The organism is Flavobacterium sp. 270, from assembly GCF_004368785.1.
In the GTDB taxonomy this organism is placed as follows: domain Bacteria; phylum Bacteroidota; class Bacteroidia; order Flavobacteriales; family Flavobacteriaceae; genus Flavobacterium.
This window is the reverse complement of the sequence record NZ_SODM01000007.1, coordinates 176,849-200,557: the sequence shown is the minus strand read 5'-3', so window position 1 is coordinate 200,557 and position 23,709 is coordinate 176,849. Positions and strand designations below refer to the sequence as shown.

The following is a 23,709-nucleotide window of genomic DNA, read 5'->3' as shown; positions in this document are numbered from 1 at the left end:
AATGGTGATTAAACTGTTAATATTTAACGTTTTAAATATATAAAATGTACGGAAAAATTAAAGAACATCTGCAAAGTGAGCTGCAGACGATTGAGGAAAATGGAATTTTCAAGAAAGAACGTATTATAACTTCTGCACAAGGAGCAGAAATTACAATTTCTACTGGTGAAACAGTTTTGAACTTCTGTGCGAATAATTATTTAGGACTTTCATCACATCCAGAAGTAGTTCAGGCTGCTAAAGATGCAATGGATACACATGGTTTTGGAATGTCATCAGTACGTTTTATTTGTGGCACACAGGATATACATAAAACATTAGAAAAAAAGATTGCCGATTTTTACGGTACAGAAGATACCATTCTTTACGCCGCTGCTTTTGATGCTAATGGTGGTGTTTTTGAACCTTTATTAGGAGAAAATGATGCGATTATTTCAGATAGTTTAAACCATGCTTCTATTATAGATGGAGTTCGTTTGTGTAAAGCAGCTCGTTATCGCTATGAAAATAGCAATATGGAAGATTTAGAACAACAATTAATTAAAGCTAATGAAGCCGGAACACGTTTTAAATTAATAGTTACAGATGGTGTCTTCTCTATGGACGGCCTTGTGGCTCCTTTGGATAAAATCTGTGATTTGGCTGATAAATATGATGCCATGGTAATGGTAGATGAATGTCATGCGGCGGGTTTTATTGGTGCTACTGGAAAAGGTACACTTGAAGCTAAGGGTGTAATGGGAAGAGTTGATATTATAACCGGAACCTTAGGAAAAGCATTAGGTGGCGCAATGGGAGGCTACACAACTGCAAAAAAAGAAATTATTGAATTATTGCGTCAGCGCTCTCGACCATATTTATTTTCAAATTCGTTAGCGCCTGCTATTGTAGGAGCTTCTATTAAGGTTTTTGAATTATTAGAAAAAGATACAACACTAAGAGATCAATTAGAATGGAATACTAATTATTTCAAAGATGGAATGAAAAAAACCGGATTTGATATTATAGATGGTGATTCTGCAATAGTACCTGTCATGTTATATGATGCAAAATTATCTCAAACAATGGCGAACGAACTTTTGAAGCAAAGAATTTATGTAATTGGATTCTTCTTTCCTGTAGTTCCAAAAGAAAAAGCAAGAATCAGAGTCCAACTTTCTGCTGCTCATACTAAAGAGCACTTGGACAGGGCTATAACTGCTTTTGAAGTTGTTGGAAAAATGTTAAAAGTTATATAATTACCATATTGACCAAATTTTTGTAGGTTTTTTTTAACATTTCATTTTGTATTTAAAAAATTTGGTGTTACTTTTGCTTGTAATTAACTAAATTGTAATTAAAAAAATTAAGTATGAAACATCTTAACAAACTTTTAGTTGCTGTAATGATGGTGATGGGTTTAGCTCCTCAGGCTTCTCATGCGCAAGACAGTAACAATCCATGGGCTATCTCTTTTGGAGTTAATGCCGTTGACACTAGAACTAGCTCTGGTGCAGGAAGTGGTTTCTTTGATCAACACTTCTCGCAGCCATTCGCTGTAAAAGACAACTGGAACATTCTTCCTTCTTTATCTTACATTGGTGTGTCTAGATATGTAGGAAGTGGATTCTCTGTAGGTTTACAAGGATCTGTAAACAAGATTGACAAATTCGTTGTTTTTAACCAACCAAGTCTTGGAGTTACTGATTCAAGAGGGAACACTGTAGTTAACCCTGGCGATTTAATGTATTATGGAATTGATGCGACTATTAAATATAGCTTCAAAGACTTAATCAAATCTAAAGTAATCGATCCTTCGTTATCTGTTGGTGGAGGTTATACTTTCTTCGGAGATAGTAGCTACGGAACAGTTAACCCAGGTGCTGGTTTAATTTTTTGGTTTACAGACGCTATTGGTCTTGAACTTACTACAAAATACAAATGGGCTGTTGCAGCTGATGATAATGAAAGAGTTGATGCTTCTGGAACTCCAGATCAAGTATCTCACTTCCAACACACTGCTGGTCTTATCTTCAAATTTGGTGGTAAAGATACTGACGGTGACGGAATCTATGACAAAGACGATGCTTGTCCAGATGTTGCTGGTTTAAAACAATTCAACGGATGTCCTGATACTGACGGAGACGGAATCGTTGACGCTTCTGATGCTTGTCCAGATGTATTTGGTTTAGCTGCATTAAACGGATGTCCTGATACAGACGGAGACGGAATTGCTGATAAAGATGATGCTTGTCCAGATGTTGCTGGTTTAGCTGCTTTAAAAGGATGTCCTGATACTGATGGAGACGGAATCGCTGATAAAGATGACAAATGTCCTACAGTTGCTGGTCCAAGAGAAAATGGTGGTTGTCCTGTATTAGACGCTGATAAAGATGGTGTTGCAGATAAAGATGATGACTGTCCTACAGTTTACGGTCCTGCTAGTAACAGAGGATGTCCAGAAGTAACTTCTGAGGCGTTAGAAGATCTTAAAGTTCAAGCTAGAGCGGTATACTTTAACTCTGGAAAAGCTACTTTCAAAACTGGTGACAAAGAAACTCCAGCTAGATTAGATGCAATTAAAGAAATCCTTAAAAACTATCCAAACGCGAAATTCTCTATTGAAGGACACACAGATAGTACAGGTTCTGCTAAAGTAAACCAAAAATTATCTGAAGACAGAGCTGCTGCTGTAATGAACGCTTTAATTGAAAGAGGTGTTAATGCAGAGAACTTAGAGTCTAAAGGATTTGGAGCTACTCAACCAGTTGCAAGTAACAAAACTGCTGCAGGTAAAGCACAAAACAGAAGAACAGAAATTAGACACATTGGTTCTAAATACCAAGGTAAAATCTAATTTACTTTTCTAAATAAATACTAAAAGCCATTCTTAATTGAATGGCTTTTTTTATTTTTACAATATGGTAAATCCTTCTTTTCTAGAAAAAATAGCAGCTATTATAATTCAGGATTATTCTTCTAAGCTTGCAGAAACTACTATTGTATTACCAAATAAAAGAGCTAAAGTTTTTTTAATTGAAGCATTAAAAAATGCGACTAAAAACACCATTCTTAGTCCTGAAATAATTAGTATTGAAGATTTTGTACAAGATGTCGCTTCTGTGAGATCTGTAGATTCAATTGAACTTTTATTTGAATTTTACGAAGTTTATTTATCGGTTACAGATAAACAACATCAACAGTCCTTTGAATTATTTGCAAATTGGGCAAAAACGCTGTTACAGGACTTTAATGAAATTGATCGTTATCTTTTAGAACCATCACATGTTTTATCTTACTTAAAGGATATTGAAGATATTAAGAAGTGGGGAATAGAAGTCGAAAATAAAACCAAACTTTTAGAAAATTATATTGACTTTTGGAAACTATTGCCATTGTATTATGATTCCTTATACAATCATCTTTTAAATAAATCTATCGGTTATCAAGGGCTGATTTACAGAGAAGCTGTCAATAACTTAAATCATTTTTCGAATACTATTTCAAATCGAACTTTTGTTTTTGCAGGATTTAATGCTTTGAACGCTGCAGAAGAAAAAATTGTACAACATCTTTTAGCATTAGATCAGGCTAAAATTTACTGGGATGTTGATCAGACTTTTTTAAATGATCCTTACCATGACGCAGGACTATTTGTTCGTCGTTTTAAAGAAAGCTGGAAACATTATAAATCAAATCCGTTTGAGTGGATTGTTGACGATTTTTCGCAGTCAAAAAATATTCAGGTAATTGGAACTCCAAAAACAATTGGACAAGCAAAATTAGCAGGAAGTATCATTGAAAATATCATCAACGAAAACCCTGCAACATCATTGGATAAAGTGGCTATTGTACTTGGTGAAGAAAATTTATTAGTTCCGGTTTTATATTCATTACCATCCTCTGTTGGGGCATTAAATATTACAATGGGATATTCTGGAAAGAACAATCCGTCACAAATATTGATTGCGAAACTATTTAAAATGCATACCAATGCCATTTCTCGTAAAGGTGGCAGTTATGTTTTTTATTATAAAGATGTGCTTGATGTTTTAACCCATCCGTTGGTCGAACCTTACGCCGGTGCGGGCAATCTGGTTAGGATTGTAAAAGAGAATAATTATACTTTTATTACCCATAATAAAATTATTGAACTCAATTCTAATCAGTCAAGATTGTTTGAACTCTTATTCCAGAAATGGGAAAACGGATCTGTGGCAGTTCTTGAAAATATTTCGGCATTATTGCTTTTAATAAAAGGAAATTTCAGCAATGATAACGAAGAAGAAAAGATTGCGAAAACATTTGTTTTTTCTGTTTTTAAAGTGATCAATAAGTTGATTAATTATTATACGCAACACAAACACATTGACAATATTGATACGTTGTATGCCATATACAAACAGATTATAGATGTAGCAGAAGTTTCGTTTGAAGGTGAACCTCTACGCGGACTGCAAATTATGGGAGTATTAGAAAGTCGTGTTCTGGATTTTGATACCGTAATTGTTACTTCTATGAATGAAGGGAAATTTCCTGCCGGAAAATCTCAGAATTCCTTTATTCCTTACGATGTAAAAAAAGAATTGGGTTTGCCGACTTTTAAAGAAAAAGATGCAATTTATACCTATCACTTTTATCATTTACTGCAAAGAGCAAAAAATATTTATCTGATCTATAATACAGAAAATGACGGTTTGGACGCTGGAGAAAGAAGTCGTTTTATTACACAGTTAGAAGTAGAAAAGCAATCCAAACACAATCTTACTTTTGATATTTATAATCCAGTTTTGCCAACAACGGCTTATCAGCCAATGGTAATTCCGAAATCGGAGGCGATTATGCTGCGTCTGAAAGAAATCGCCGAAGCTGGTTTTTCTCCTTCTGCATTAACGAGTTATATCAGAAATCCGATTGAATTTTATTTTCAAAAAATACTTCGCATTCGTGAAGTGGAAGAAGTCGAAGAAAATATCGCTTTAAATACACTCGGAACAATAATTCACGAAACTCTAAAAACTTTATACGAACCTTTTATTGGAAAATTTATTGCTGAAGAAGACATTTCAAATTGTTTTAAATTGCTGGACGATGAAGTTCTGAAACAATTTAAATTAGTTTACAAAGAAGGTGAAATTAAAAAAGGCCGTAATCTTTTGGCTTTTGAAGTTGCAAAACGAAATGTTTCCAATTTCTTAAAAATGGAATTAGAAGCTATAAAAAATGGAGACGCAATTAAAATTATAGCTTTAGAAAAAACTTACGAACGCGAGCTGCATCATCCGAGTCTGCCATTTCCAGTTTTAATAAAAGGAAATGTCGATAGGATTGAACTTCGCAACGGAAAAATAAGAATCATTGATTATAAGACAGGAAAAGTAGAAAAAGCTAATGTTGTGTTGAAATCATGGAATGGATTGACGCAAGAGCTTAAAAACGATAAAATTATTCAAGTTTTGGCTTACGCGTTTATGTTTCAAAAAGAACCGCAAGAGCTGCCTGTTGAAGTAGGAATCATTTCTTTCAAAAATTTAAAATCAGGTTTTCTACCTTTTGGATTTAAAGAAGACAAAGAGTTGAATCTTACTGTTACCGAAGAAATTTTAAATAATTATTTAAATGAAATGGTTTTACTTTTAAATGAAATCTTTGATGTCAACATCCCATTTGAGGAGAAAATTTAAATATGCTAAAATTTCTAAACATATTCGAATTTTTCAAAACGACCTTAATTATCAATTTGACTGTCTGTTTTATTTCAGTTTTATTGGGAGGGTTTGATTATTTTTTTATCATGTTTTTGAGTTAGGGCTTTTTATTCAGCATTGGATACAAAGAAATATACCGTAAAAACGAATACTTATTTTATTTCAATAACGGAATTTCTAAAGTCGAGCTTTTGTTCTTTAGTTATTTTTTGACTTTCTGCACAACGATTTTGATTGGTTTAATTGTCTTTTTAATAAAAAGAATATTTTGAAAAAACACATTTTAGAAATCGACGGAATTCAGAAAAGTTTCAAAGAGAGGAGAATACTTTCGGATATTTACCTGAAATGTGAAACTGGAGAAATTGTTGGTTTGCTAGGACGAAATGGTTCTGGAAAATCTACGCTGTTAAAAATTATTTTCGGTATTGTGACAGCTCCAAATAAATGTATTCGAATTGATTCTGTTTCAAAAAATAATTCAGGTACTTTGTTAAATGAAATTAGTTATCTGCATCAAGATCAATTTATTCCAAAACATTTGTCGGTTCTTAAAGCGATCAAATTATCCATCCCTAAACAAAACAGAGCTGTTTTTTGCGAAGACGAATTTATTCAGATTCTATTAAATAAAAGAATAAATCATTTGTCAAGTGGCGAGCTTCGATATCTTGAAATCAAATTCGTACTTTTTAATTCTTCCAAATTTGCTTTATTAGATGAACCTTACAGCGGATTATCGCCAAAAATGGCAGATGTGATAAATGAAATGATAAAGATAAATTCGCACAGAAAAGGAATTATAATTACGGATCATAATTACCAGAATATAATCAGGATTTCTACACGTTTGGTTTTGCTAAAAGAAGGTAAAACACTTGCGATCACCAATAAAGCTGAACTTATTGAAAAAGGCTATCTAACAAATTCAGCTTTTTTATAAGTGTTTTTAGCTAAATATTTTTTTAAAAAATCCTTTTTTAGCCGGTTCTTGATTTGCGGTGTTATTGATGCTTCCATTTTCAATTCGGAACCTTCTAAACTTCATTAATTTTACATTTAAGTCAAAGCGTAATTCGTCAACAGTTTTCATTTGGATGATTTTTTTGGCAAATGTAAATAAAAACTTTTGGTAATTAGAACTTGTTTAAATAGTTGTAATTAGAAATAAAGTATCCCAAATAAAATGTTTGTTTTTTCTGCATATTTGTTTTTTCTGTTAATTTTTATTGCATTTTTTATTCTAAAAAACACTAATAATTACGCTATAAATAAAAGTGATTCAGTACGTTGCATCGATCTCTTTTTTTAACAAGTGTTTATCGAACAGTTGTGTTTTATTAAAATAACTTTGAACTTTCTTAAAACGTAAAATAGCGATATGATTGATTTAAATACACTAGTAGAAGAGACTGGAGCAGAATCTGGATTGAGTTTTAATATAGACGGAATTTTGACAGAATCGGTAAATTTAGAATATGACGGAAATGTGGCTGCGATGATTGGGATGATCTTAAAAATGTGTTTAGAAATGTCTGAAGATGTGAATAATGGAGATCTAAAACAGGTTATGATTAAGAATAATGACGGTATTGTGGTAGCAAGTAAAGACGCAGATGATAATTGTATAGCCTTACTTTCTAAAGACATCAGCAAAATGGGACTTTTGCTTCGAAAAATGGATTCAATCTTCAATAATTAATTTAAATACAAAACAAAACATGTCAGATTTTTTACAGGATTTTCAAAATGATTTAAAAGAGAATGTTAACGGATTTATTGCTGTTTCGGTAACCGAAGTAGAAACAGGAATGTCTTACTGCTCACTTTCTGTAAATCCAGATTTTGATCCAGAATTGGCTTCTGCTTACAATTTAGAGGTTGTAAAAGCAAAATTAAACGCAATTAAAGCTTTAGGATTAAACCAAAAAATTAGTGATATCTTAATTTCACTAACAGATCAAATACACATTATTGATGTTTCTGAAGACGGAAGATACTTTATTTACTTAGCTGTAGATTCTAAAAAAGCAAATCTTGGTCTTACCAGAGCGACATTGTCTAAATACAAAAAAGATATCGTAGCCAAATTATAATAATATTTGCCCCCAAGAATGAGAAAAAGGCTGTTTCAAAAATATTTTTGAACAGCCTTTTTTGATTTTATATATGTTGTTTTTATTTAATGAAATCTAACAAAACAGGTTTTAATTCTTCCTTATTTTCAATCTGGCTCATGTGTCCGTCTTCAAAAGAAACCAGTTTTACTGTGGTATTTTCAATTTGTGAAAGACTTTCTTCGTAATTTAAAACAGGATCTTTTTTTCCTAAAATCAATAAAACCGGAAACAAATCTTTTTTCAAAAGCGCTTCTCTGTCTTTTCTAATTTTCATTCCTTCCAAAGAAGCTACAATTCCCTGCAAAGGTGTTTTTAGCGCCTGTTCTTTTACCTTTTCAATATCGTCTGCCAGTCTGGTTCTGTTGTTTTCGCTAAATAAATTGCCAATTGCTAAACTTACAAAATTTACGTAATTCTGTTTTACAGCTTTTATGGCGCGTGTTCTGTTTAATTTTTTCTCGGCACTGTCTTCTTTAGAACTAGAATTGAGTAAAACTAATTTCTCAATATTATCCGGATACAATTCGGCGTAAGCCAAAGCAACATAACCTCCCATTGAGTGACCGATAATAGCCGTTTTTTTAATCTCTAAATGTTTTAAAACTTCATTTACAGCATTTGCATTATCTTCCATAGAATGTACATAACCTAAACAATCAGAATCGCCATGACCTAATAAATCAATAGTAATAACACGATGATTATTAGACAAAAGTTCGACATATGGTGCCCACATTTTTTTGTTTTCCAAGAAACCGTGCAGTAAGACAACAGCAGTTCCTTCTCCAGAATCTGTAAACGATATATTTGTGTTTTTATATTGAATGTTTCCCAAAACGATGTTTTTTAAATTGAAAGGCAAAGATAATAAATGGGAAAACTAAACAAGTTATATAATTTCAGCTAAAATTTAAAAGCTATAAAAAACAAAAACGGTTCCATTTCTGAAGCCGTCTATTTTTCTATAATCTATATTCTTTTCTTTAAAATTAAGAATTCATCAAAGTCTCAATTTCATCAACTTCAACCGGAATATTGCGCATTAAGTTAAAAGGATCACCTTTTTCCTGAACCACAACATTATCTTCCAAACGAATTCCGAAACCTTCTGCCGGAATATAAATTCCTGGTTCAACTGTAAAAACCATATTGGCTTTCATCGGTTCGTGAAGCAAACCATAATCGTGCGTGTCCAATCCCATGTGGTGAGATGTTCCGTGCATGAAATATTTTTTGTATGCTGGCCATTCTGGGTTTTCATTCTGAACATCGGCTTTGTCAATTAAACCTAAACCAAGCAATTCAGAAGTCATAACGCGACCCACTTCAATATGATATTGTTTCCAAAGCGTTCCCGGAATCAACATTTTTGTAGCTTCATTTTTCACTCTTAAAACCGCATTGTAAACTGCTTTCTGACGATCGGTAAAACGCCCAGAAACTGGAATCGTTCTCGTCATATCGCTGGAATAATTTGCATATTCTGCCGCAACATCCAACAAAATCAAATCTCCAGCTTTACATTGCTGATTGTTTTCGATATAATGCAAAACATTAGCATTATTTCCCGAAGCAATAATTGGCGTATAAGCAAAACCTTTAGAACGGTTACGAACAAATTCGTGAATCAATTCGGCCTCGATTTCGTATTCTGTAACATTTGGTTTTACAAACGGAAGCAATCTGCGGAAACCTTTTTCGGTAATGTCACAAGCTTTCTGAATCAAATCGATTTCTTCGCTTTCTTTTACAGAACGAATTCTTTGCAAAATCGGGTTACTTTTTGCCACCTGATGCGCAGGATAACGCTCTTTCCACCATTTAATAAAACGAGCTTCGCGGGTTTCTGTTTCAACAGTTGCGCGGTAATGTTCGTTGGTGTTAATATACATCGTATCGGCATACGTCATCATTTCGTTTAGGACTTTATGAAAATCCTGTAACCAATAAACAGTTCTAATTCCCGAAACCTGATGTGCGCGTTCTTTAGTCAGTTTTTCACCTTCCCAAATTGCAATATGTTCGCTAGTTTCTTTAAGGAAAAGCATTTCTTTTTGACTTTCGTAAGGCGCATCCGGAAACAAAAGCAAAATACTTTCTTCCTGATCCACACCGCTTAGATAAAAAATATCTCTATGTTGTGTAAACGGCAAAGTACTATCGGCGCTGATTGGGTAAATGTCGTTAGAATTGAAAACAGCAACACTGTTAGGTTTCATTTCTGCCGTAAATTTTCTGCGGTTTTTCACAAAAAGGGCACTGCTTATTTGATGATATTTCATAGTAATATTATTTTTAGTACTTGGAATTTCAAAATTACTAATTTTAAAGATTTGTAGAGAAATAGATTTATTAAAGTTTTCCTATTTATTGATTTTTGTTTTTGTCCTCCTGAGCGAAGTCGAAGGACCGCAAAGAAACTCCACAATGAAAGTCGTCAATCTTTGTCATTTCGAGAAACGAGAAATCTCCACAAGTAGCTCCAAAAAAAATAAATCAGCAAAGTATTGTCATTTCGACTGAAAGGAGAAATTACACGCGTAACCACAAAGATTATCGATTATTATTGCGGAATTTCTAGTGCGATTTCTCCTTTCAGTTGAATAACAATACTGTGGCAAAAATTGGAATTTGGAATTTTTTTAAAATTGAATTTTATAAACTTCTGGGCGTGTCCCTCCGTGTCTCCCGATAACTATCGGGATTCGCTATATCTTTTATTCCGTTATCACTTCATAAAAGGATACCGTCTCAATCACTGACGCGTCAAGCTGGTTTAGTAAGGGATTTCAATTTAGAATTTTAAAATAATTTTAATGGATCGATTTTGTATATTGCTAGTGTTTTAGGCTGTAATGGAAGATGTCATTTAGAAAATAAATAATTTAAGAATATGGAAGAAATTAATAATTCAATTTTGAAAAACCTTAAGGAAACTGAAAATGAAATGAACCAAATTGTTGCAGAAAATTTAAATGAATCAGAAAACGAAACCTATCTGGAATTTTATAATTTATGGAAAAACCAAAACAGAATAGATAACCAAGATTTGATGTATGAAGAATTAAAATTGAATATCGAAAAATACTGGCTTCTGGAGAAATATAATAATGATATCCAAAAGAAATTCAATATGCTTTATTTTGAGCACGGTGGTTTGTATGGTGGAGATTTAGAAGCCTACGCAATTGATTTTAATTATTCGAATTCAAAAAAAATGCCTGATTTTGAAGTTATGGATGATCGATTTGAATATTTAGACAATATATCTTCAATGCCGGCTTTTGTATCGCCAACTTTATATCATTTAACAAAAAATATACAAGGTGAAGAAGGTAAATTTGATGACTTTTTGGATGTAAATGATATTTATAATCTATTTGAATCTACAGCATTAATAGAAATAAATAGATTGTTTGAAAGAGCAGACAATGAGAAGTTGTTTGAAAAATTTAATTTCAAAAAACCATTTTATTTAGCAATTGGCGAACATGATGCAGGAGCGCCCAAATTAGTATATGTAATTGACTAAATTTATTTGTTTTATGAGCGCTGTTTAAATAATTAAGAGGATTTTATAACCTCATAAAAAAACCGAAGCTAATTTTATCAGCTTCGGTTTTTCTATAAATATATCTTACTTAAAATTATTTTTTATCCAACAACTTCTCCAAAAGAGCAACTTTCTCTTTTTCAGCCTGAATCAATAATTGATAAAGTTTTTTATTTTCTTCAAAAGCTTCAAATAGTTTATCTAGTGGATTAAATGTGCAATTATAATGATATATTGAAGAAGAGCCATTATCATATGTATTCCCAATAAAATTAAAAACAGCTTCTTCCGAAAAGTTTTTTATAACTTCGGCAGGCACCTGTAAAACTTCTGCAATTGCATTTAATTTTTCTTCATCAACAGTTTCGCTTCCTTCAATATTAGAAATAGTTTGCTGAGTCACTCCAATCGAAATTGCAAGTGCTTCTTGTTTCATTCCTCTAAGCTCTCTGATTCGGCTAATATTTCTGCCGATATGTTTTGGTTTTAATGCTGTGCTCATAATTCAAAGATATTTAAAATTATTTTACAATTTTAGTTTTAGTATGAAACAAGATTTTTCTGTTGTAAAAATACAATTTTTCTCACTATTGTTGATTTTGAATTTAGAATTGCGTAATCTTGAAGTAGACTTGTTTAAATGATTTTATTTGAATCAAATGGAAGAATTGATATTAGAAAGTAAAGGAATAAAGACCGATCAATATTTTATACCACCTTTTGAGTTAAGAAAAGGAGAGTTGGTCGTAATAAATCTAAATGGCGGAGCGCATTATCATTATTTTAAAGAAGATTTGGCTGATATTTTTACTGGAAAAATTTCGAATAAAAATGTTACAATCTTTCAACCCTTAACTTTTGTGAAGCACTTTGTGGAGTCAAGATTTAGAAGAATATTTTATTCCACTTCAGTTGGAGAATATTTAAAAGAAAATGCAGATTTGAAAAGTGATTTTGCTAAGAAAATCTATGAAACTTCTTGGATGAATAAAAATATAAAAGTTAAAAGCCTATTCGGAAATCAAAGAAAATTACTTACTTTATTTGCAACTCTATCGAAGACAAATAACATAGTTTTTGATTTTGTAGCTGTAGATCCAGAAGGAGCAAAATATGCGTACAAAATAATTAAAAATGAAGTTAGGAATGGAGGCTCGGCAATATTTATAGATTGGTCAGATGAGATGAAAGATGATTGTACTAAATATATTGCTATTGAATGGTTAGTAGACTTTACAGAAAATAAAAAAGTAATTCAATTTTGAATTTAGTAATGGCTGAAATAAGAAAAATCCAAAACCAAGACTTAGATTTTGTCTACAAATCAATATGCGAATTAGAAAACGAAACTCTAGATTTCGAAACCTTCAAAGAAATATTCAATGAAAACATTTCAAACCCAAATAATCTTTACTTACTAGCAGAAAACGAAAATGAAAGTTTAGGTTTCATTAGTTTTCATACGCAGAAATTACTGCATCATTGCGGAGTTGTTGGCGAAATCCAAGAGTTTTTTATCAATAAAAATTATCGCGGCAAAGGAATTGGAAAACAATTAATTGAAGAAATAATACAGTATTCAAAAGAAAATAATCTAAAAAGCATTGAAGTAACTACCAATAAAAAACGAGTAGAGAATGTGGTGATTTATGAGAATTTAGGTTTTACTCTGAGTCATAATAAGTTTACTATTTCTAAGTAAACTTTACAGCGATGAAAAGATTGAATATAAAAAAACTGCTATTGATTGATAGCAGTTTTAGTAAATTGATAAGTATGTTATTATGATGCTCCATATTCCATACAAGTACTATTTGTTGCTGTTTTGTATAAATACCAGCCACATGAATTTATTGTAAGAAAAGTAACTTCTTGACCGTTACACAACGGAAATGGTACGCAGTCTGCAGAGCCAGCATTAATTGATTTTAATTCTTCTTTTGTTAATTCTTCTTTTGTTAATTTTTCGAAATTTTTCATAAATGATTGTTTTTTGGGATTTTCCTACTCTATAAGTTTTTCGGATACGACTTTGATAAAAATACAAATTATTTATTTAAATAAATACTTACAAAAATAATCTTTTCGATTCTAATTGATTTTTTAATAATCTGCAATGTTCTTCTTTTTTTAAATGTAAATTCGCAGTATTTTCTTTCTTTTTATGTTTTTATTGTGTTGATTTTGAAATAAGTAAAAAACGAATAAATCTAATTTACTCATAAGTTTATAGATTTTGTTTTGCATTTATAATAAAACCTTTTGACAGCGGAAGTTTAAATTGTATTTTCGTTTAATATTATTTCAAAGATTTATTAGAATTGAAAAAACATTTAAAATACCTAATCTCTCTCTTTCTGGCTTTGGTCGTGATTGTGGGCGATGGTGCTTTAAATTATCAATCAAAGTCGGCAGATTATTATCAATCTTCTCAAATAATTGCAAGTAGAGAATTAGATTTTAAAAATTCTCATTTATACAAATTCAGAAGTATAAAATTTACTGGAAATACTTCATTTCCGATATTTATGATTTACAAAACCGTAAAAGAAGTTTTGACATCTCAAACTAAAATTCTTTTATTGCTTTGCAAATCGCTTCATCAAAAAATATATTCATTTATAAAACAAGCTGTTTTTGTAAATGAAATAATTAATTCAGGAAACTTCAAAACAAGTTTATACACCGCTTAAGAAAATTCTTTTCTAAGCCATTATGCTATTTCATGGCATAAAATGATACTATAATGTCTAATCATTTATCATTTTCAAAATGTATAAACAAAACAAAACACGTTTAGAGGAATCTAAGCGACCACTTCATTGGATAAAACGAAAATTACTTTTAATAATAACCGCCTTTATGTTAGGAATGGCAAACGGAATGAATGTAGAAGATACCAGAATTAAAGGAAATCAGAATTATACTGAACAGCATAAAAAGGATTGATGTTTAGATAATTTGATAATTGAGACAATTAGTCAATTAGAAAATCTTTTGTATGCAGATTCCACTCACGGCCTTTGTCAAAGTTTTTAAAACTTTGACAAAGGTTATAGAGCCGTCCGTTTAACTCTAATTATTTTTTTTTAAATAGAAAATCTAATTAATTGATTTTTAATCCTTTTAAAATTGAAAGTTGATTACTGTTATTTATTTTATGTAAACCAATTAAAATATTTATAATTTAGCGAATTTTCTTATAAATATAAATTGTTTTTATGGATAGAATATCCAAATTTTTTAGAGGTATGATAGTGAGTCAATTTATTTTGGTTCTAATCTTTGGCATTTTAATGTTTTTAAATTTCAGAAAGCAAAAATTACTCAATGTGAGAGGATTTCATCCTTTTGAGTTTTATTATGGTGTTCTTGCACCATTAATTTTCTTCGGAATTTGCCTTGTTATTTGTGTTCCGATATTACTTTCAAAACATCAGGATCAGGAAACAGATGAAAATGAAATACTTAAAAATTTGCGCCAGCACAATTTTTGGAAATTCGCATTTTATTGTAATATTTTCTTTTTAATAATTGTTGCTTTTTTTTCAATTATAGTTTTTAAAGCTGGGTCTCTTGTTGTAGATCATATAATTATATTTTATTGGTGGATATTTTTGAGGGCTTTACTTCTCATTCTAGTAAGTTTAGTTGTAGCTTCTTTTTTACTAGTAAGTGGAATTTACTGGAAAACAAACAAGATAATTGCAATTGTCATACTAGTTGCCAGTTTTTTTATCGTTAGTATTTCAATTTTATTTGATGCCGGCTCTTTAGTGGAATTTATTAGTCACTCAAAAAATTATACTGCGTTAAAAAACAGTCATGAAATTTCAAACGAAGCGATTATTTCTGAAGAATCTTATGAAGGTGATAATGCTGAAGATGTGGAGTCTAAATTATTGTCATCATGGAATCATTTAGTTGAAGATTGGATCGCAATGACAGGTGAAAGAAATTTTTCGGATGTTAGAATTTCAATTAAGCAAAGCATGGATGATCATATTGTTGAAAATGATTATTTCTATTTAATGGATTTTATTGATCATCTGAGAGATAGTCCTGAGAAGCTTTACTCAGAATTTGAAAATTATAATTCTGTACTTTATAAAGTAGTTTCCCCAAAAGTATATCATATTTCTAATTTGGATAAAATTGTAGACGGTTTACTTCTAACTTATGATGATTTGTCAAATGATGAAGATAAGTTGACTTCAATTTACAGTACAATGAAAACTTTTGGTCCAGTAGATGATGATCCAGATCTTGACACTTACTATCCTCAACTTGAAAAGTATTTTTCGGAACAATCGGTAGAGAAGCTTGAAAATACCAGCTTAACTAACGGGAATAAATTTAATCAAGAAGATATAATATGGTTTTACAGCTTTTGGGCCAGAAGAAACTATGAAGGAAATATGAAAGAGGTTGCCATAATTTTAAATGAAATTAAAGAACATTATAATCCAACATCAATAAACGTAGAATGATAAAATCCTATAAGATAATTATATTCGTTCAAATAATACTTGTGTCTGTTTGTGGTTTTGTATTTCGAAGACTACAAGATATTTATGAACCCGATTCAATTTCAGTAACTATTTTGTTGCTGGTTGGTGCTTTGGTTTTAATTTCGTTGACAATTTCGGTAGTTATTCAAAAATTGATAGTGGTTGTTATCAATTCTGATTCCACAAAGATAGAAGCTGGCAAGAATATATCAAATGACGAATTTTGGAGAATCTCATTTTTTGTTATCCTTATGTATGGTTTTCTCACTCTTTTGTTTTCGATTATTGTAGTCGTATCAAATTGGGACATCGGATTTACTGCTTATGATTTTATGGATCGAATTTTAATTTCATTTGCAATTCTAATAGTTTCCAGTTTAGTAATTGGCCTGTTATTTCGTATAAGAGAATCCGTTTGTGAAATAGCCAAAATCCTTGGTTTTTTAATGATTTTTATTTCGATCATTATTTTTTTAGGCTCTTTGTTTGTAGCTTCCAGTAATGCATTAATGTTTAGATCTTATAATGAAGACAGCATAGTCGGATTTTTTGAAAACTTGTTTAAGGGTGATGATCTTTTGCATAATTCCAAAGCAGTAACAGTTGAATCAAGTGAAGCTCAAAATGAAATAGTAAGTGAAAGTGAGGGAGAAGGTGAAGGTGAAGAATCAGATTATTATGATTTTTATGATATGAGTTTTCCAGATGTCGATATAAATGACAATTTAAATTACGGAAGTTCTAAAGCACAAGGACTTTTTAAACTTTTTTTGAGTAGATGTTTAAAGCTGGAAGACAACCAGTCTTTTAATGGATTTAGAACTGCGATTCAGCAAAATGTTTTTTATGGAGAATATGAAGATATAAAGGTTGTTGATAAAAAATTAAGAAGAAATCCAACTGCAATACGGGAAGCGTTTGATGGTTACAGTCCATTACTTTATGCCTTTTTATCTGACAAAATTTATTTTGAATCAAATTTAAATTTATTAGTAGACGCTTTAATCAATAGTCATAATGATATTTATGGGACAGAAAATCCGGAAGAGTCACTAAATAAAATTTATAAAACAATGATTTTTGGAGAAAAAAAAGAATTTCCGGATTATTGTTATGAAAAAATAAGCCAGTATGTTTCAGAAAACGTTTCAAATGCAATTAATAAAGATGCAAAAATTCATTTAGATAAAGATAATTATATAGAAGGTTATGGCTCGAAGTATAGTACAGTTTGGATTTACAGTTTCTGGGGCAGAAGATATAAAGAAAAAAATATAGATGTCGTTTTTGAAATCTTAAAAGAAGTGAAAAAACATTATGAAGAAAATGATCGCGATTAATTATTAAGTTGTGTTCATCTTTAATTAAAAGAAAATCTTGTTTAATCCTTTTTAATCTGTGACATAAAAAAACCGAAGCATTTGCTTCGGTTTCTGTATTTATTGGAATTTGGAATTTCAAAATTTAATCCACCCATTTATAATATCTCGCCCCAATTAAATTTGGGATTTCTTTTTCAATTCGATCTAAAACCCATTCTTGTTTTGGAGTTCTTACGCTTTGTTTTTGTTCCTTTTTATGAAGACTTTCGTAAGTATTGAAATCAATTTCTACGCTTTCTTCCAAATTTTCAAAAAGCTTCACATTTGCCAAAGCCGATTGCCATTCTGGTTGAATTGTTCCTTCAAAAACTTTAGATTTCGATCCGCTTCCGTAAGCTAGGAAACCGAATTTTTCTCCTGAAACTTCTTTTTTTGTATCATAATAATGAGCCAAAGTCGAAAGTAATCCCATGAAAATAGAACCTGTATAAAGATTACCGATTAAAGACGAAGCCAATTCTGCTGGTTGTAATTTTTCGGTAACGAATTTTTTGTATTCATCAGATTTACCAACTTCTTTAATCTTGTTTTGATAATCTGCTGGTTCAATATTTTCTGCTATGATTTTATCAGCATGATCTAAAGAGTAGATTTCAGACAACATTCTTCTTCCCTGAAAAGAATATGGCAGGTGCATAATAATGCAGTTCCAGGTATTGTATAAAGTTTTAGTAGTGTTTTTTAGTTTTTTGAATGAAAAATAGGCATTACGCGTACGATCCATATAACATTGATTGGAATATTGACCATCAAAAACCGGTTGATCTTTGTGGATTTCGATTTCGGCTTCTAAATTGTCAAACCAAGGGTCGTTGTTTTCATTTTGTAAAATCGCTTCTTTTGAGATAGTTCTATAAGGTTTGAAGAAATCAAAAACACCTTTTGTGCTTGTTGCCCAATTTTCATCAAAAGCAATAATTCTTGGGTTTGAAGTTACTAACATGGCTACCGCTCCGGCGCCTTGCGTATATTCTCCGGTTGATTTTAAATCGTATTTAGCAAAATCAGTCGTAACCACAATTGCTTTTTTTGTTGGATATAGTTTTACAAAATCAAGACAGTTTTGCAAAGCATCTACCCCGCCAATACAGGCAAAAGTAAAATCTACAACATCACATTCGGCAAGAGCATCTTCGCCAAATTTTTGTTCCATTAAATTAATTAGGTAAGAAGCAATTGGCTTAGAACTGTCAATACCGCTTTCGGTTCCAACATAAATCCGGCTGATTTCGTTAAGATTTATATTGTTGTCCAGAATAAGTTTTGTTAAGGCATTTGCTCCAAAAACTACCGCATCCTGGTGTGCGTCGGGCAAAGTCATTTTAAGTAACCCAAGTCCTTTTTCTAATTTTTCGGGTTCAATATTCCTGGCAGTAGCCAAAGTTTTTATAGGTAAGTGTATGTTGGCTACATCAAAAGAAATAGCATCAATTCCTGTTTTCATTATTAAATTTTAAGCGGATAAAGGTAAAACTATGTGATGGACTGACAATTTTTTGACGTCATAATATTGTTATATAAAGACACTTTTAAAGAAAATAAATTAAAACTTTAAATAAAATAGTAATATGATAAACTTTTGGCTTCTCCTGAGAATTGAATTATCGTGTTGAAAATGAGATTTAATTATGTTTTTGATTTTTTTTATAATAAAATAATTCGGTTTCTATTGTTTTTTTGTACGTAAAAATACGTATACGTAGTCTTTTTTAAAATCATTATAAATAACAACGAAATGGTTGTAGTTCATTTGTATTTGCGTTATTTTTGTATAATTTTTTAAAACAAACTACTTAAACAATTATGGCACAATCTGCACAGTTGAATGCTTCCATCTTAAAGAAAGTGGCTATGGCTCTTTCGGGAATATTCTTAATCACGTTTTTAGCGCTGCATGTTACCTTAAATTTTATTTCTATTTTGAGTGAAACCGTTTTTAACGAAGTCTCTCATTTTATGGGTTACAATCCGCTGATACAATATGTAATGCAGCCAGTTTTGGCATTCGGAGTAATTTTGCACTTCGTAATGGGATTTGTACTTACTGCTCAAAACAGCGCAGCAAGACCAATTTCGTACGCAAAGTATAATGGAGCGGCAAACGCTTCTTGGAGTTCTAGAAATATGATTATTTCTGGATTGGTTATTTTGGCTTTCTTAGGATTGCACTTTTATGATTTCTGGTTTCCTGAATTAAGCTATAAATATGTAGCAGGGACAGCGCCAGATGCTACAAGATATTATGGTGAGTTAGTTCACAAATTTCACGATCCGATCCGTACAGGTTTATACTGTATTTCTTTTGTCCTTTTAGGATTTCACTTATGGCACGGGTTTGCATCTTCTCTACAATCTATGGGAATGCACAACAAATATTCAAGATTTTTATCAAAAGTTGGTTATGGATTCGCAGTTGTGGTTCCTGCAGCTTTTGTGATTATCGCACTTTTTCATCATTTCAATAATTAATATCAATTATAATGGCATTAGATTCAAAAATCCCAAATGGTCCAATATCGGACAAATGGACAAATTATAAAGATCATATTAATTTAGTAAACCCTGCTAACAAACGTAACTTAGATATTATTATCGTTGGTACAGGTTTAGCTGGAGGTTCTGCTGCAGCTACATTAGCTGAATTAGGATATAACGTAAAAGCATTTTGCTTTCAGGATTCACCAAGACGTGCGCACTCTATTGCAGCACAAGGTGGTATCAATGCAGCAAAAAACTATAAAGGTGATGGTGACTCTGTTTACAGATTATTTTATGATACTGTAAAAGGTGGAGATTACCGTGCCCGTGAAGCAAACGTACACCGTTTGGCAGAAGTTTCTGCAAATATTATCGACCAGTGTGTGGCTCAAGGTGTGCCATTGGCTCGTGAATATGGCGGACTTTTGGATAACCGTTCATTTGGAGGAACTTTGGTTTCTCGTACATTCTACGCACAAGGACAAACAGGACAACAATTATTGTTAGGAGCTTATTCTGCAATGAACCGTCAGATTGGTCGTGGTAAAGTAAAAATGTACAACCGTCACGAAATGCTGGATTTAGTAATCGTAGACGGAAAAGCAAGAGGAATTATCGCTCGTAACTTAGTTACAGGAGAAATAGAAAGACATTCTGCTCACGCCGTAGTAGTTGGTTCTGGAGGATACGGAAACGTATTTTTCCTTTCAACAAATGCTATGGGATCTAACGCAACAGCAGCTTGGAAAATTCATAAAAAAGGAGCGTTTTTCGCAAACCCTTGCTACACACAAATTCACCCAACATGTATCCCGGTTTCTGGAGATCACCAGTCAAAACTGACTTTGATGTCTGAATCTTTACGTAATGACGGTCGTATTTGGGTTCCTGCAAAACAAGAAGATGCAAAAGCAATTCGTGAAGGAAAGAAAAAAGCAACAGATTTATCTGAAGAAGAAAGAGATTATTTCTTAGAAAGAAGATATCCAGCTTTTGGTAACTTAGTGCCGCGTGACGTTGCGTCTCGTGCTGCAAAAGAAAGATGTGATGCTGGTTTTGGTGTTAACAAAACTGGAGAAGCTGTTTACTTAGATTTCGCAGCAGCGATCAAACGTTACGGAACTGAAGAAGCTTACGTAAAAGGTTTAGATGCAAATGATGCAGCTTTAGTAACGAAATTAGGAACTGATATCGTAAAAAGTAAATACGGAAACTTATTCCAGATGTACTTAAAAATCGTTGACGAAGATCCTTATGTAACGCCAATGATGATTTACCCAGCGGTTCACTACACAATGGGTGGAACTTGGGTTGATTATAACTTAATGACTACAATTCCTGGATGTTTCTCAATCGGAGAATCTAACTTCTCAGATCACGGAGCAAACAGACTTGGAGCTTCTGCTTTGATGCAAGGTTTAGCTGATGGATATTTCGTATTACCTTATACTATTGGAGATTATTTGGCTCCGGATATTAAAATGGGTGAAATTTCTACAGATTTGCCAGAATTCGTAGAAGCAGAGAAAAATGTAAAAGATCAAATCGATAGATTTATCAATAATAAAGGAACTCATTCTGTAGATTATTTCCATAAAAAATTAGGAAAAATCATGTGGGATAAAGTAGGTATGGCTCGTAATGCTCAAGGTTTGACTGAAGCTATCGAAGAAATTGCTGCTTTACGCGAAGAGTTTTATAAAGACGTAAAAGTACCAGGAAGCGCTAACGAATTTAATCAGGAATTAGAGAAAGCAACTCGTGTTGCCGATTTCTTAGAATTGGGAGAATTGTTCGCAAAAGATGCTTTACACCGTAATGAATCTTGTGGAGGTCACTTCCGTGAGGAATACCAAACAGAAGAAGGAGAAGCACTTCGTGATGATGAGAATTTTGCATACGTTGCAGCTTGGGAATACAAAGGAAAACCAAGCGATGCCGTATTACACAAAGAACCATTGATTTACGAAAATATTAAATTGGTACAACGTAGTTATAAATAATAGTTTAGAGACCAAAGTCATAAGCTGAAAAGACAATGTCAATCAGGTTAAGACTTAGGACTTAGAAACTTTCAAACTAAAACAGTATGAAACTTACATTAAAAATATGGCGTCAGAAAAACGCCCAAGATAAAGGAGGGATAGTTGAATATCCTATTGATGGAATTGAACCAGATATGTCTTTCCTTGAAATGCTTGATGTTCTTAACGAACAATTAATCAATAAAGGAGAAGAGCCTGTAGCTTTTGACCACGATTGTCGTGAAGGAATCTGCGGAATGTGTTCATTATTCATCAACGGAGAAGCACACGGACCAGACAGAGGAGTTACAACTTGCCAATTACACATGCGTATGTTTAAAGATGGTGATACGATTTTTATCGAGCCATTTAGAGCAAAAGCTTTCCCTGTAATTAAAGATTTAGTTGTAGACAGAAGTTCTTTTGACAGAATTCAGCATGCAGGAGGATTTATCTCGGTAAATACTTCAGGAAATACAATTGATGCTAATACAATTCCGGTAAACAAACACGATGCAGATAAATCTTTTGATGCTGCAGCTTGTATTGGTTGTGGAGCTTGCGTTGCAACTTGTAAAAACTCATCTGCAATGTTATTCGTAGCAGCAAAAGTATCTCAATATGCTTTATTGCCTCAAGGTCAGGTAGAAGCGGTTGACCGTGTTTTAAACATGGTTCACCAAATGGATCACGAAGGTTTTGGTAACTGTACTAACACTGGAGCTTGTGAAGTAGAATGTCCTAAAGGAATTTCTCTTGAAAATATCGCACGTATGAACCGTGAGTATTTATCTGCAAGCTTAAAAGGATAAGTAATTCCAATTAGTTTTAAATAGAAAAAACGCATTCAATTTGTTTTGAATGCGTTTTTTTTGCGCTATTTTTAATCACAAATTAACCCAAAACAATTTAAATGAAAAGAATTTTACTTGTTATGATGCTTGTTTTAAGCATAAAAAATTATTCGCAAGTTGCTGTAACTTCTTCTTACAGAGGAGCAAATGAAGAATTTAAAAAAGGAGAGTTAGAAAAATTTAAAAGTACAACTACAATTTTTGTTTTACCTCAATTAAACAAAAAAGAAGATTACGAAAAAATGTTGAAAGAAGTCTGGACTGTTACGCCTTATAAGATTGTTGACTTTAAGGATTTTAATATTGCTGATTATAAAGATGGTACATATTCAATTGCAAAAATCTTTGGATATCTATATTCACAAGGAAAAGATGTTACATTTAAAACCGATTTTACCATACGAATTTTTGATAAAGAAAAATTCGATAAAGGATTTAATAAACTAAAACCAGACGATAAAAAATTCAATAGAAAATTGAATGAACTTTTTAATGAAAATTCGATTAATATAGCAAGAATTCCACTTTCTATTAAGGGTAAATTCTTATTAGATGCGAGAGATGCCGTGGATTATGGTGATATTTATGATAGAATGTATACGGAACAAAATTTTACAAATACTAATTTGGGAATGCTGAAAAATTACTTTCAGCAGATAAACAAAATTATCAGTAAAGGGGAACATTTTGGTCTTTATGATAATCTTGCTACACCAGAAATTAAAAATCTAAAAGATAATACACTCTATATTCCAGAGGCTTATATGCTGCGATTTAATCCATGGAAAGGAACTGAAAAACTTAGAGATGAAGAAGATCTTAAAAAAATATTCCAAGAGTATAAGTATAAATATCAGTTTATTAGCGATGAAAATCTGGAAAAGAAGATTATTAATAATGAAGAAATATTCTATTTGCGACATGTACGTATAAGCGGAAGTAAATGTCTGGCAGTTGTTAATGCCAAAACCGGTGATCCGGTTTATTACATTTATGATGGAGGCTTTGAATATAATTTAGAAGATAGTGATTTTAAAAATATAAGTAAAGCAATTTCTAAATAGATTTTTCAATAATAAAAAAGCATCAGCCCACCGCTG

23 protein-coding genes are annotated in these 23,709 nt (G+C 31.9%); 17 read left to right on the top strand and 6 right to left on the bottom strand.

The genetic code is table 11. The features are described from left to right. Positions 1-44 precede the first annotated feature (44 nt). The 4 genes from kbl to EV144_RS22170 all read left to right on the top strand — a co-directional run bounded on the left by kbl (position 45) and on the right by EV144_RS22170 (position 6,630). Entirely contained in the window at positions 45-1,238 is a 1,194-nt protein-coding gene (gene kbl / locus EV144_RS22185; protein ID WP_134151325.1) for a glycine C-acetyltransferase, read from the top strand. A 113-nt stretch (positions 1,239-1,351) separates the two neighbouring features. Continuing rightward, positions 1,352-2,836, top strand: a complete 1,485-nt coding sequence (locus EV144_RS22180; RefSeq protein WP_134151324.1) for an OmpA family protein — start codon at positions 1,352-1,354, stop codon at positions 2,834-2,836. Between the two features lie 64 nt (positions 2,837-2,900). Continuing rightward, the gene (locus EV144_RS22175; RefSeq protein WP_134151323.1) at positions 2,901-5,663 is read left to right on the top strand and encodes a PD-(D/E)XK nuclease family protein; all 2,763 of its coding nucleotides are present in this window, start codon (positions 2,901-2,903) and stop codon (positions 5,661-5,663) included. Positions 5,664-5,955: 292 nt separating this feature from the next. Continuing rightward, positions 5,956-6,630 (top strand): ATP-binding cassette domain-containing protein, encoded by a 675-nt coding sequence (locus tag EV144_RS22170; protein WP_134151322.1) that lies wholly within the window; start codon positions 5,956-5,958, stop codon positions 6,628-6,630. A 6-nt stretch (positions 6,631-6,636) separates the two neighbouring features. Here EV144_RS22170 and EV144_RS24250 read toward each other — a convergent pair whose 3' ends face one another. Beyond that, positions 6,637-6,780 carry a hypothetical protein gene (locus EV144_RS24250; protein ID WP_166670621.1) on the bottom strand — a complete coding sequence of 48 codons (144 nt, stop codon included), beginning with the start codon at positions 6,778-6,780 and terminating at the stop codon, positions 6,637-6,639. 288 nt (positions 6,781-7,068) lie between these two features. Between EV144_RS24250 and EV144_RS22165 the strand changes: the two genes are divergently transcribed. Further along, positions 7,069-7,389, top strand: a complete 321-nt coding sequence (locus EV144_RS22165) for a hypothetical protein (RefSeq protein WP_134151321.1) — start codon at positions 7,069-7,071, stop codon at positions 7,387-7,389. A 19-nt stretch (positions 7,390-7,408) separates the two neighbouring features. After that, complete coding sequence (locus EV144_RS22160) at positions 7,409-7,783, top strand: hypothetical protein (RefSeq protein ID WP_134151320.1); 375 nt, start codon at positions 7,409-7,411, stop codon at positions 7,781-7,783. Positions 7,784-7,865: 82 nt separating this feature from the next. Here the strand turns inward: EV144_RS22160 and EV144_RS22155 are convergent, their stop codons facing one another. Together EV144_RS22155 and EV144_RS22150 are read right to left on the bottom strand one after the other, a co-directional pair. Then, complete coding sequence (locus EV144_RS22155; RefSeq protein WP_134151319.1) at positions 7,866-8,642, bottom strand: alpha/beta fold hydrolase; 777 nt, start codon at positions 8,640-8,642, stop codon at positions 7,866-7,868. Between the two features lie 154 nt (positions 8,643-8,796). Continuing rightward, positions 8,797-10,089, bottom strand: coding sequence for an aminopeptidase P family protein (locus EV144_RS22150; RefSeq protein WP_134151318.1), 1,293 nt, complete (start codon positions 10,087-10,089; stop codon positions 8,797-8,799). A gap of 611 nt (positions 10,090-10,700) precedes the next feature. Between EV144_RS22150 and EV144_RS22145 the strand changes: the two genes are divergently transcribed. Beyond that, the gene (locus EV144_RS22145; protein ID WP_134151317.1) at positions 10,701-11,339 is read left to right on the top strand and encodes a hypothetical protein; all 639 of its coding nucleotides are present in this window, start codon (positions 10,701-10,703) and stop codon (positions 11,337-11,339) included. Positions 11,340-11,454: 115 nt separating this feature from the next. On the opposite strand, the gene EV144_RS22140 is transcribed toward EV144_RS22145, so the two are convergent. Continuing rightward, on the bottom strand, positions 11,455-11,862 hold the full coding sequence (locus EV144_RS22140) for a helix-turn-helix domain-containing protein (RefSeq protein WP_134151316.1): 408 nt from the start codon (positions 11,860-11,862) through the stop codon (positions 11,455-11,457). 157 nt (positions 11,863-12,019) lie between these two features. Between EV144_RS22140 and EV144_RS22135 the strand changes: the two genes are divergently transcribed. Next, the gene (locus EV144_RS22135; RefSeq protein WP_134151315.1) at positions 12,020-12,625 is read left to right on the top strand and encodes a hypothetical protein; all 606 of its coding nucleotides are present in this window, start codon (positions 12,020-12,022) and stop codon (positions 12,623-12,625) included. A gap of 8 nt (positions 12,626-12,633) precedes the next feature. Then, positions 12,634-13,062 carry a GNAT family N-acetyltransferase gene (locus EV144_RS22130; protein ID WP_134151314.1) on the top strand — a complete coding sequence of 143 codons (429 nt, stop codon included), beginning with the start codon at positions 12,634-12,636 and terminating at the stop codon, positions 13,060-13,062. Between the two features lie 80 nt (positions 13,063-13,142). On the opposite strand, the gene EV144_RS22125 is transcribed toward EV144_RS22130, so the two are convergent. Next, positions 13,143-13,340 carry a hypothetical protein gene (locus EV144_RS22125; RefSeq protein ID WP_134151313.1) on the bottom strand — a complete coding sequence of 66 codons (198 nt, stop codon included), beginning with the start codon at positions 13,338-13,340 and terminating at the stop codon, positions 13,143-13,145. A gap of 341 nt (positions 13,341-13,681) precedes the next feature. On the opposite strand from EV144_RS22125, the gene EV144_RS22120 reads away from it, so the two are divergent. The 4 genes from EV144_RS22120 (at position 13,682) to EV144_RS22110 (ending at position 17,211) form a co-directional block, all read left to right on the top strand. Next, positions 13,682-14,053, top strand: a complete 372-nt coding sequence (locus tag EV144_RS22120) for a hypothetical protein (protein WP_134151312.1) — start codon at positions 13,682-13,684, stop codon at positions 14,051-14,053. Between the two features lie 79 nt (positions 14,054-14,132). Continuing rightward, positions 14,133-14,309, top strand: coding sequence for a hypothetical protein (locus EV144_RS24245; protein ID WP_166670619.1), 177 nt, complete (start codon positions 14,133-14,135; stop codon positions 14,307-14,309). A gap of 272 nt (positions 14,310-14,581) precedes the next feature. After that, positions 14,582-15,850: a hypothetical protein gene (locus tag EV144_RS22115; RefSeq protein ID WP_134151311.1), complete on the top strand. Its 1,269-nt coding sequence runs from the start codon at positions 14,582-14,584 to the stop codon at positions 15,848-15,850. Then, the gene (locus EV144_RS22110; protein ID WP_134151310.1) at positions 15,847-17,211 is read left to right on the top strand and encodes a hypothetical protein; all 1,365 of its coding nucleotides are present in this window, start codon (positions 15,847-15,849) and stop codon (positions 17,209-17,211) included. Before EV144_RS22115 ends, EV144_RS22110 begins: the two co-directional genes overlap by 4 nt. 124 nt (positions 17,212-17,335) lie before the next feature. Here the strand turns inward: EV144_RS22110 and EV144_RS22105 are convergent, their stop codons facing one another. Then, positions 17,336-18,697: a hydroxymethylglutaryl-CoA synthase family protein gene (locus EV144_RS22105; RefSeq protein ID WP_134151309.1), complete on the bottom strand. Its 1,362-nt coding sequence runs from the start codon at positions 18,695-18,697 to the stop codon at positions 17,336-17,338. A gap of 359 nt (positions 18,698-19,056) precedes the next feature. Between EV144_RS22105 and EV144_RS22100 the strand changes: the two genes are divergently transcribed. From EV144_RS22100 to EV144_RS22085, 4 genes are all read left to right on the top strand, one after another. After that, on the top strand, positions 19,057-19,722 hold the full coding sequence (locus EV144_RS22100) for a succinate dehydrogenase cytochrome b subunit (protein WP_134151308.1): 666 nt from the start codon (positions 19,057-19,059) through the stop codon (positions 19,720-19,722). Between the two features lie 11 nt (positions 19,723-19,733). Beyond that, the gene (locus tag EV144_RS22095) at positions 19,734-21,734 is read left to right on the top strand and encodes a fumarate reductase/succinate dehydrogenase flavoprotein subunit (protein WP_134151307.1); all 2,001 of its coding nucleotides are present in this window, start codon (positions 19,734-19,736) and stop codon (positions 21,732-21,734) included. Positions 21,735-21,820: 86 nt separating this feature from the next. Continuing rightward, complete coding sequence (locus tag EV144_RS22090) at positions 21,821-22,567, top strand: succinate dehydrogenase/fumarate reductase iron-sulfur subunit (protein WP_134151306.1); 747 nt, start codon at positions 21,821-21,823, stop codon at positions 22,565-22,567. Between the two features lie 101 nt (positions 22,568-22,668). After that, on the top strand, positions 22,669-23,673 hold the full coding sequence (locus EV144_RS22085; RefSeq protein WP_134151305.1) for a hypothetical protein: 1,005 nt from the start codon (positions 22,669-22,671) through the stop codon (positions 23,671-23,673). Positions 23,674-23,709: the final 36 nt, after the last annotated feature.

What these genes read in the sequence shown, in the direction of transcription:
- kbl (WP_134151325.1), top strand. Translation starts at nt 45, where the DNA reads ATGTACGGAAAAATTAAAGAACATCTGCAAAGTGAGCTGCAGACGATT.
- EV144_RS22180 (WP_134151324.1), top strand. Translation starts at nt 1,352, where the DNA reads ATGAAACATCTTAACAAACTTTTAGTTGCTGTAATGATGGTGATGGGT.
- EV144_RS22175 (WP_134151323.1), top strand. Translation starts at nt 2,901, where the DNA reads ATGGTAAATCCTTCTTTTCTAGAAAAAATAGCAGCTATTATAATTCAG.
- EV144_RS24250 (WP_166670621.1), bottom strand. Translation starts at nt 6,780, where the DNA reads ATGAAAACTGTTGACGAATTACGCTTTGACTTAAATGTAAAATTAATG.
- EV144_RS22165 (WP_134151321.1), top strand. Translation starts at nt 7,069, where the DNA reads ATGATTGATTTAAATACACTAGTAGAAGAGACTGGAGCAGAATCTGGA.
- EV144_RS22160 (WP_134151320.1), top strand. Translation starts at nt 7,409, where the DNA reads ATGTCAGATTTTTTACAGGATTTTCAAAATGATTTAAAAGAGAATGTT.
- EV144_RS22150 (WP_134151318.1), bottom strand. Translation starts at nt 10,089, where the DNA reads ATGAAATATCATCAAATAAGCAGTGCCCTTTTTGTGAAAAACCGCAGA.
- EV144_RS22145 (WP_134151317.1), top strand. Translation starts at nt 10,701, where the DNA reads ATGGAAGAAATTAATAATTCAATTTTGAAAAACCTTAAGGAAACTGAA.
- EV144_RS22140 (WP_134151316.1), bottom strand. Translation starts at nt 11,862, where the DNA reads ATGAGCACAGCATTAAAACCAAAACATATCGGCAGAAATATTAGCCGA.
- EV144_RS22135 (WP_134151315.1), top strand. Translation starts at nt 12,020, where the DNA reads ATGGAAGAATTGATATTAGAAAGTAAAGGAATAAAGACCGATCAATAT.
- EV144_RS22130 (WP_134151314.1), top strand. Translation starts at nt 12,634, where the DNA reads ATGGCTGAAATAAGAAAAATCCAAAACCAAGACTTAGATTTTGTCTAC.
- EV144_RS22125 (WP_134151313.1), bottom strand. Translation starts at nt 13,340, where the DNA reads ATGAAAAATTTCGAAAAATTAACAAAAGAAGAATTAACAAAAGAAGAA.
- EV144_RS24245 (WP_166670619.1), top strand. Translation starts at nt 14,133, where the DNA reads ATGTATAAACAAAACAAAACACGTTTAGAGGAATCTAAGCGACCACTT.
- EV144_RS22115 (WP_134151311.1), top strand. Translation starts at nt 14,582, where the DNA reads ATGGATAGAATATCCAAATTTTTTAGAGGTATGATAGTGAGTCAATTT.
- EV144_RS22110 (WP_134151310.1), top strand. Translation starts at nt 15,847, where the DNA reads ATGATAAAATCCTATAAGATAATTATATTCGTTCAAATAATACTTGTG.
- EV144_RS22105 (WP_134151309.1), bottom strand. Translation starts at nt 18,697, where the DNA reads ATGAAAACAGGAATTGATGCTATTTCTTTTGATGTAGCCAACATACAC.
- EV144_RS22100 (WP_134151308.1), top strand. Translation starts at nt 19,057, where the DNA reads ATGGCACAATCTGCACAGTTGAATGCTTCCATCTTAAAGAAAGTGGCT.
- EV144_RS22095 (WP_134151307.1), top strand. Translation starts at nt 19,734, where the DNA reads ATGGCATTAGATTCAAAAATCCCAAATGGTCCAATATCGGACAAATGG.
- EV144_RS22090 (WP_134151306.1), top strand. Translation starts at nt 21,821, where the DNA reads ATGAAACTTACATTAAAAATATGGCGTCAGAAAAACGCCCAAGATAAA.
- EV144_RS22085 (WP_134151305.1), top strand. Translation starts at nt 22,669, where the DNA reads ATGAAAAGAATTTTACTTGTTATGATGCTTGTTTTAAGCATAAAAAAT.